Source organism: Phenylobacterium sp. (assembly GCF_031412415.1).
Taxonomy (GTDB): Bacteria; Pseudomonadota; Alphaproteobacteria; order Caulobacterales; family Caulobacteraceae; genus Phenylobacterium.
In genome coordinates, this window is the sequence record NZ_JANOCX010000422.1 from 1 (window position 1) to 8,458 (window position 8,458).

Here is an 8,458-nt window from a genome sequence, read left to right on the forward strand (position 1 = left end):
TCTAGCAGCCGCGAAATCGTGGCTCGGCGCAAAGGTTCGAACGCCAGTTGCGCGCCGCGCAACGCGCGGCTTAACCGACCTGCAGTTTCAGGCGCAGGGTCTGGGCCAGGGTCTGGGCGCGCTTGGCGGTCTGTTCGCCCAGCAGCATGTCCGACCAGCCGGGCTCGGCGGTCAGATACAGGGTGTCGCCGGCGATGCGCAGCGCCGAGCGTTCCAGCAGCGCGGGATTGCGCGCCGACAGGTCGCAGCCCAGGCGGATCGCCGAGCCCAGCGCGCGAGCCCTCTGCCGGCGCTCCACCGTCAGTACCCGGGCGATCGTTCCAGGCTCAGGTGTATTGGGGCTGGGATTGTGTCGGGCGAAGGCGGCGCAGGCCAGGAAGGCGCGCTCGGGATGGCTCATGCCGGCGATAGGCGCGCGCAGCACCTGCTCGAAAGCCAGCTCGCCGCGATGGTCGGGGTGCAGCCGCGCGCCCAAGTCGGCCAGTCGGCAGGCCGCCGCCGTCAAGACCGCCTCGCGCCGGCCAAACTCCGGAGGCAAGCCTCCGATGGCCGGGGCCAGCCAGCGTTCCAAGGCTTCGGGCAAGGCGTTGGCGAGACCATGCACCATGGTCAGGGCCGCGCAGCCCTCGATCAACGGATCGCGCGCCTGCTCCTCCGGCGACATGGCCTCCAGCAGCAAGCCTTCCCGCAGGCCGTAGGCGGAGATCACCACCCGCTCGACCCCCAGCCGTTCGATCAGGGCGTCTAGCACCAGGGCGGAGTAGGGCAGGGTGTCGAAGCGTTTCTTCGAGAGGCCCTGCATGCGCTCCAGCGAACCCTTGGACTGGCGCGCCACGAAGCGGGCCACGTCCACGGCGTCGCTACGGCTCATCTCGTACTGGTGGGCCACGCGCAGGGGATAGTCGGACATTTCCATGTGCAGCAGGGCGAGGTTTCGCCAGGCGCCGCCAACGGCATGGAACTCGCGGGTTCGGAAGGCCAGGGCGGCCCGGTCCAGGTGGCCGACGATGTGCTTGCGGGTGCGATCGAGGTCCAGCGGCCGCGGCGCCCCTAGCGCGAAAGGCCCGAGCGGCAGGGTGACGCCGTCCCGCGGCGCGCTGGGATCGAGGTGCACCAGCTCCAGGCTGGCGCCGCCAAGGTCGCCGACCACGCCCGACGCGTCCGGCTGGCCCGCCAGAACGCCCAGGGCGGCGTATCGCGCCTCCTCCGACCCCGTGAGCACCCGCATGGTCAGGCCCGCCTCGGCCTGAACGCGAGCGATGAAGGCAGGTCCGTCGACGGCTTCGCGCACGGCGGCGGTGGCGACCACGAAGCGTTCGGCCGCGTCCCAGCCGCTAAGCGCCGCGCGGAAGCGGCGCAGGGCGACCAGGGCGGTCTCCATCCCCTCGGGCGACAATCGTCCGGTGACCGTCAGGTCGCGGCCAAGCCCAGCCAGCGCCTTCTCGTTGTAAACGGTCCAAATCGCCCGGCCTTCCAGGCGATAGATCACCAGGCGCACGGAGTTCGAGCCGATATCAATGACCGCGGCCTGGCGTACGCCAGCCGCGCCGGGAATCGGCGAGGTTGACTGCATAGGGCCTAGATGCGCTCGATTATCCGCGCGAGGCCACATGATCGATCGCGCGCGGCATGTCCTTCACCTTTTGCCCCCGGCCCGACAGGCTGGGATTGGTCATGAAGTACTCGTGCGCGGAGAAGGCGCCCGGATGGTCCCATGACGGGTCCCGGGTATAGCGGCCGTCCGCGTCGAGCGTCCAGCTTTGCGCTTCGTCCTTGAGATTGGCCACCATGATCTGCTGCAAGACCTGTTGGTGGACCGTGGGGTTCTCGACGGGGGTCAGGCACTCGACGCGGCGGTCGAGGTTGCGCGGCATCCAGTCGGCCGAGGAAATGAACACTCGGGTCTCGGCCGAGGGCATAGGGCCGCCATTGGCGAAGGCCACGATCCGTGAGTGCTCCAGGAAGCGCCCGACGATCGACTTGACCCGGATGTTGTCGGACAGGCCCGGCACGCCGGGACGCAGGCAGCATATGCCGCGAACCACCAGGTCGATGGAGACGCCGGATTGGCTTGCCTCGTAGAGCGCGTCGATGATCACGGGGTCGACGATCGAGTTCATCTTCGCCCAGATGGCGGCGGGTTTGCCGGCCCGGGCGTTCTGAACCTCGCGCATGATGAAGGTCAGTAGGTCGGCCTTCATGGTCAACGGCGATGGCGACAGCTTTTCCAATCCGTCAGGGCGAGCGTAGCCGGTGATGAAATTGAACAGCCGGGCTGAGTCGCGGCCCATGGCCGGGTCGCAGGTGAACAGCGACAGGTCGGTATAGATCCGCGCGGTGACCGGGTGGTAGTTGCCCGTTCCAAAGTGGCAGTAGGTCCGAAGGGTGTCGCCCTCCTTGCGGACCACCATCGAGAGCTTGGCGTGGGTCTTGTACTCCACGAAGCCGAACACGACATGGACGCCGGCCCGCTCCAGGTCGCGGGCCCATTTCAGATTGGCCTCTTCGTCGAAACGCGCCTTGATCTCGATCAGGGCGGTGACGTTCTTGCCGTTCTCGGCGGCCTCGATCAGGGCGGCGATGATCGGGCTGTCCGACGAGGTCCGGTAGAGCGTCTGCTTGATCGCCAGCACATTGGGATCGCGGGCGGCCTGGCGGATGAACTGCACCACCACGTCGAAGCTCTCGAACGGGTGGTGGACCAGGATGTCCTTGTCGCGGATCGCGGCGAAACAGTCGCCGCCATGGTCGCGGATCCGCTCGGGGAAGCGCGCCTCGAACGGCTTGAACTTGAGGTCCGCGCGGTCCTTCGGGATGAGCTGGCTCAGCTCGTCCAGGCCGAGCAGACCGTCAATCAAGATGATGTCTTCGTGCTGCGCGTGCAGATTCTCGACGATGAAGGCACGAAGTTCCTCGGGCATGGCCGCCTCGAGCTCCACGCGGACCACCGAGCCCAGGCGACGCTGCTTCAGCCGCACCTCGAACTCGCGGACCAGGTCTTCGGCCTCCTCCTCGATCTCCACGTCGCTGTCGCGGATCAGCCGGAACACCCCCACGGCCTCGACATCGGAGTCCGGGAAAAGGTGGTCGAGATAGAGGGTGACCATGCTTTCCAGGCTGATGAAGCGCCGCTGCGGACGCTTGCGCCGCGTGGGGCCTGACGGCAGCTCCCAGAACCGGGCCACCTGGGCGGGGATCGGCACCAGGGCGTAGAGCAGGCGGCCGTCGGAAACCCGCTTCAGCTTCAGCACCAGCGAAAAGGCGAGGTTGGGGATGAACGGGAAGGGGTGGGCCGGGTCGATGGCCAGGGGCGTCAGGACCGGGAAGACGCGAGAGACGAAGGTCGGCTCTAGGGCAAGCTTGTCGGCGGGCGTGACCTCGTCGACCTGCACGACGATCAGGCCCTCGGCGGCCAACTCCTCGCGCAGCTGCAGCCACCGGGTCTGCTGATCCAGCATCAGGTCGGCGGCGTCCGCGTTGACACGCAGCAACTGTTCCACGGCGGTCAGGCCGTCCTGCGACATGGCGCGGACGCCCTCGCGCGCCTGGGCCTTCAGGCCGGCCACACGCACCATGTAGAATTCGTCGAGGTTATTGGCGGAGATCGACAGGAACCGCAGGCGTTCCAGCAGGGGATGGCGCGGGTTCTTGCTCTCGCCCAGAACGCGCTCGTTGAAGGCCAGCCACGAGATTTCGCGATTGAAGAAGCGATCCGGCGATCCGGCCAGGTCCGCGTCGAACGAGAGCGGCTTCGCGTCGGCGCTCTCGGTCGGCGCGTCGTAGGTCATCGAGGTCGTGTCCGTCGGCATTGGAAGGTTCTGAACGAACCGTGTGACAGCAACAAGTCATCCCTCGAAAAGGTCAAGATTCTCCCTATCGTCCTCAAGGACCTGCCTGGCCAACGCACGCGAAACTGGCCGCTGGAGGTCGTCGGCGGCTTCGTCCAGCTGCTTGACGATCTCGCGGGCCGCGGGGATCGACCTTTCCATGCGACGAAGCAGATAGGGGAAAATCTCGCGGGGCGGGCGGATGCTCCGTTCACGGAAGAACTTCCTCAACACGCCCTCCAGGACCTCGTCATCCGGCGCCTCGATCTCGGCGACCAGCAGGGCGTTGAGGCGCGAACGCAGGTCAGGCAGGTCGGCGTTCCAGCCGGCGGGCGCCTGGCGGGCGGTCAGCAGCAGCCCGCCGCCCTCCCGGCCGGCCATGTTGATCAGGTGAAACAGAGCTTCGCCGTCGATTCCCTGATCGACATCCTCCACCAGCACCGGGCGGCCGATCGCTTCGGCAAGCTGCGGGTCTTCCCGATCCACGATGGCGGCGTTGGCGCGTTCGGCCCAGTGTCGGGCCAGGTGCGTCTTGCCCACCCCGGTCGGGCCGAACAGGACCAGCGCCCCGCCGGGCCAGGTCGGCCAGACATCCAGGATCGCCAGCGCCTGGGCGTTCGACGGCCCCGCCACGAAGTGCTCGCGGGCGTAGGAAACCGGACGCCGCAGCTCCAGGCGCAATTGGCGCGTCATGCCTTGGGTCCGGAGAGCTGCAACACGCGCGCAGTTTATCAAGGCCGGGCCGCGCGGTCGACGCGGGTTCGTCGCGCCGCTGGGGACGGAGCGGCGCGCCCTGTTGACGAAGCCTGGCGGCGTCAGCGGCTCTGCGTGGTGTCCGGCAGGCCCAGGATGCGCTTGGCTATGATGTTGTTCTGGATCTCCTGCGAGCCCCCGGCGATGGTCGAGGACTTGATCCGCAGATAGGCCCGGCCGGCGGCGCGCTCCTCCGCGGTGTACGCCTCGCCGTCCCAGCCAAGGCCGTTCAGCCCCATGGCCTCGACGATCATCTCCGCCTGGTCGGTGGCCGCCCGCGAATAGGCGTTCTTCATGATCGAGGTCGCCGCGCTGGGGCCGTTCTGGTTGCGGGCCTCGGCCGCGACCCGGGCGATGGTGAGCGCGTAGGCCTTCTGATCCATGTCCAGCATGGCCGCGCGCGTACGCATGTCGCTGTCGGCCAGGGCGCCCTCGGCGTCGACGCCCTTGTAGCTCTTGGCCGCGTCACGCAGGGGCTTGGCGCTGGGCTGGGCCCGCCCGCCGTCGGCGCCGCTGATCCCGCTGCGCTCGTGCTGCAGCAGGCGCTTGCCCACCGTCCAGCCGCCGTTCAGCGGCCCGACCAGGTTCTCCTTGGGTACCTTCACATCGGTGAAGAACGTCTCGCAGAACGGGGATGACCCCGAGATCAGCAGGATCGGCCGTGTCTCCACCCCTGGCGTACGCATGTCGATCAGCAAGAAGCTGATCCCCTCATGCTTGCGGGTGGGGTCGGTTCGGGTTAGGCAGAAACACCAATCGGCATATTGAGCGCCAGAAGTCCATATTTTTGAACCATTTACGAGAAAATACTCACCTATATCCTCAGCTTTGGTCTGCAAGCTCGCCAGGTCCGAGCCGGAGCCGGGTTCGGAATAGCCCTGGCACCAGCGCAACTCGCCGCGAGCAATAGGCGGTATGTGGCGCTGCTTCTGGGCCTCGGAGCCGTACTCGAGCAGGGTCGGCCCGAACATCATCACGCCCATGCCGCCGATGGGGTTCCAGGCGCCGATCTCCGCCATTTCCTCACGCAGGATGCGGGTCTCGGGCACCGAGAGCCCGCCGCCGCCATAGGCCGCGGGCCAGGTTGGCACGCCCCAGCCCCGCTCGCCAATGCGCTGCTTCCACAGCTTGAACTCGGAATGCTCCGGCGTTGGGCCCTCGGCGGTCATCAACGCGCCTTGGCCTTTCAAGGACGGCGGGAAGTTCTCGGCCAGCCAGGCGCGGGCCTCTCGGCGGAACGCTTCAAGTGCGGGATCCATCGTGTCCTCCGTGGAGGCTCTCGCGGCCTCGCAGGGCCCCATGTGAGAACCGCGCGCGGCGGCTGTCAACGATGCGGGATGGTCAAGGTTCTATGGCGCGCAGGCGATCACGGGCCGACATCAACGACCAGCCCTCCGGCCGCAACAGCTCGATGGGCGAAAAGCGGACCTTGTAGTCCATCTTCTCCGACCCCCGGACCCAGTAGCCGAGATAGACATAGGGCAGGCTAGTCAGACAGGCCTGCACCACGTGATCCAGGATGATGAACGATCCGAGGCTGCGCTTGGTCAGGGTGGGGTCGTAGAACGAGTAGACCAGGGAAAGGCCGTCGCTCATCAGGTCGACCAGCACGCAGGCGATCAGGTCGCCCGGCCCGCCGTCCTGCGAGCGCAGGCGATACTCGATCACGTGGGTCCGGACGGCGGTGTCCTCGACCATGGCCACGTAGTCGGGCCAGGTCATCTCCGCCATGCCGCCGTTGGCGTGACGGTTGACCAGATAGCGGCGCAGCAGGTCGAACTGCTCCATGGTCGCCTCGGCCTCGACGAGATGGCGCTCCAGGTCATCGTTGCGCGCAAGGGCGCGGCGCTCGGAGCGCGAGAACAGGTAGTCCTTGGCCGGGATACGCGCCGATACGCAGGCCGAGCAGGCCTCGCAGGCAGGGCGGTAGGCGATGTTCTGTGAGCGACGGAACCCAACCTGAGTCAGGCTGTCATTGACGCTGGCGCCATCCGACAGCGGCAGGTGGGCGAAGACCTTGCGCTCGTGCCGCTCGGGCAAATACGGACAGGGCGAAGGCGCTGTCAGGAAGAACCTGAGTTGTCGTGTCGGAAAGTGCTGCGTCACGGACTTGCGATCGCTTTCGAACCACTACGCCTGGACGGATTAGGCGTCATGGGAAGCTCAGGCGCAAGGTCCCAAACGTCACAGACCGGACCCCGTCATTGAAGACCGCTGTCTGGGGGCAGCACCGGGGCCTCGCGAAGCAGCACGATGGCGATCCGGCGGTTGCCGGCCAGGGTAGGATCGTCAGGATAGAGCGGTTCGGAATTGGCCTTGCCTGACACCTGGTAGACGCGATCAGGATCGACGCCGGCGCCTTGCAGCACGCGGCGAGAAGCGTCCGCGCGACCGCTGGACAGCGACCAGTCGCCGTCGGGCTTGGCACCCGAGGTGCTGACGCTGGTGTGGCCCGAGACGGTGATGCGGTTGGGCAGCCGGTTGATGATCTTGGCGACGGCGCGCAACAGCAGTTTGGCCCGGTCATTGGGCTGGGCCTGGCCGGTGTTGAACATCGAGCGACCCTCCTGGTCGATCAACTGGATCCGCAGGCCCTCGGGGGTCTGGTCGATCATGATGTTCTTCGACAGCTCGGCCAGTTCGGGCATGTCCTGCAGCGCCTGGCGAAGGGATTGCGCGGCCGAGGCGAAGGCGGCTTCCTCGCGCTTGGCAAGGGCCTCGCGCAGGGCTTCCTCGGAGGTCTGCTGCGAGACTTCCTTGGCCGCGTCCGTCGACTTGCCCTGGTCCTGGACCTTTGATTCGGGCGCCATCTCCTCGACGATGGACATCGAGCCCGCGCCCTTGGCGCCGTCGTCGCCCAGCGCCGTGCCGCCCAGGATGCCGCCGGAGCCGGAGGTCGTCTCCGAAACGCTGGCCGGGGCGAAGTAGTCGGCGATGCCGCGTTTCTGCTCGGGACTGGTCGTATTGATCAGCCACATCAGCAGGAAGAAGGCCATCATGGCGGTCACGAAGTCGGCATAGGCCACCTTCCAGGCGCCGCCGTGGTGGCCGTGCCCGGAAACCTTCTTGACCTTCTTGATCAGGATAGGCGCTTCGCCCACCGCCATGGTTCAACCCCGGAGACGCAGATTCGAAGGCAAGGTGGACGGGGCGCGTTAAGATGGCGTTGAGCGTAACGAAACGAGGACGGGCATGAAGGTCGCATTCGTCGGACTGGGCGTGATGGGGTTTCCGATGGCGGGCCACCTCGCCAAGGCGGGGCACGAAGTCGCGGTGTTCAATCGTTCTCCTGAGAAGGCGCTCCGCTGGGTCGCGACCCATGCCGGGCGCGCCGGCGCGAGTCCCGCTGAGGCCGCGGCCGGGGCGGAGGTCGTCTTCCTCTGCGTTGGCAATGACGACGACGTGCGCGGTGTCGTCGGTCAGATCCTGACGGCGATGGCGCCGGGCGGGATCATCGTCGACCACACCACCACCTCTGCGGCCGTGGCGCGCGAGATGTCGGACTTGGCGGGTCAGGGCGGACGCTTCTTCGTCGACGCCCCGGTCTCCGGCGGCCAGGCCGGCGCCGAGAACGGCCAACTCACCGTCATGTGCGGCGGCGAGCCCGACGCCTACGTCCGCGCAGAGCCGGTGATCTCAGCCTTCGCCAAGGCCGTGCGCCGCATGGGCGGCCCCGGCGCAGGCCAGCTCACCAAGATGGTCAATCAGATTTGCATCGCCGGCGTCGTCCAGGGGCTGGCCGAGGGGCTGCACTTCGCCAAGCGCGCCGGCCTCGATCCAGCCGAGGTGTATGAGGCGATCTCCAAGGGGGCCGCCCAGTCCTGGCAGCTCGACAACCGCTGGAAAACCATGAGCGAAGGCAAGTTCGACTTCGGCTT

7 protein-coding genes are annotated in these 8,458 nt (G+C 67.2%); 1 reads left to right on the forward strand and 6 read right to left on the reverse strand.

The annotated features are described in order from the left end of the window. Positions 1 to 70: 70 nt before the first annotated feature. The 6 genes from RMO04_RS19655 to RMO04_RS19680 form a co-directional block, all read right to left on the reverse strand. A complete protein-coding gene (locus RMO04_RS19655) occupies positions 71 to 1,573 on the reverse strand; it encodes a Ppx/GppA phosphatase family protein (RefSeq protein WP_309646463.1) in 1,503 nt (500 codons plus the stop codon). Positions 1,574 to 1,592: 19 nt separating this feature from the next. Further along, a complete protein-coding gene (locus tag RMO04_RS19660; RefSeq protein ID WP_309646464.1) occupies positions 1,593 to 3,809 on the reverse strand; it encodes an RNA degradosome polyphosphate kinase in 2,217 nt (738 codons plus the stop codon). A 36-nt stretch (positions 3,810 to 3,845) separates the two neighbouring features. After that, complete coding sequence (locus tag RMO04_RS19665; protein WP_309646465.1) at positions 3,846 to 4,520, reverse strand: DnaA ATPase domain-containing protein; 675 nt, start codon at positions 4,518 to 4,520, stop codon at positions 3,846 to 3,848. 122 nt (positions 4,521 to 4,642) lie between these two features. Then, the gene (locus RMO04_RS19670; RefSeq protein WP_309646466.1) at positions 4,643 to 5,839 is read right to left on the reverse strand and encodes an acyl-CoA dehydrogenase family protein; all 1,197 of its coding nucleotides are present in this window, start codon (positions 5,837 to 5,839) and stop codon (positions 4,643 to 4,645) included. Positions 5,840 to 5,921: 82 nt separating this feature from the next. Next, positions 5,922 to 6,686 (reverse strand): arginyltransferase, encoded by a 765-nt coding sequence (locus RMO04_RS19675; protein WP_309646467.1) that lies wholly within the window; start codon positions 6,684 to 6,686, stop codon positions 5,922 to 5,924. A 95-nt stretch (positions 6,687 to 6,781) separates the two neighbouring features. Continuing rightward, positions 6,782 to 7,687: a flagellar motor protein MotB gene (locus tag RMO04_RS19680; protein ID WP_309646468.1), complete on the reverse strand. Its 906-nt coding sequence runs from the start codon at positions 7,685 to 7,687 to the stop codon at positions 6,782 to 6,784. A gap of 85 nt (positions 7,688 to 7,772) precedes the next feature. Here RMO04_RS19680 and RMO04_RS19685 point away from each other — a divergent pair. After that, positions 7,773 to 8,458: NAD(P)-dependent oxidoreductase (locus RMO04_RS19685; RefSeq protein ID WP_309646469.1), on the forward strand; the 686-nt coding region annotated here is incomplete at its 3' end.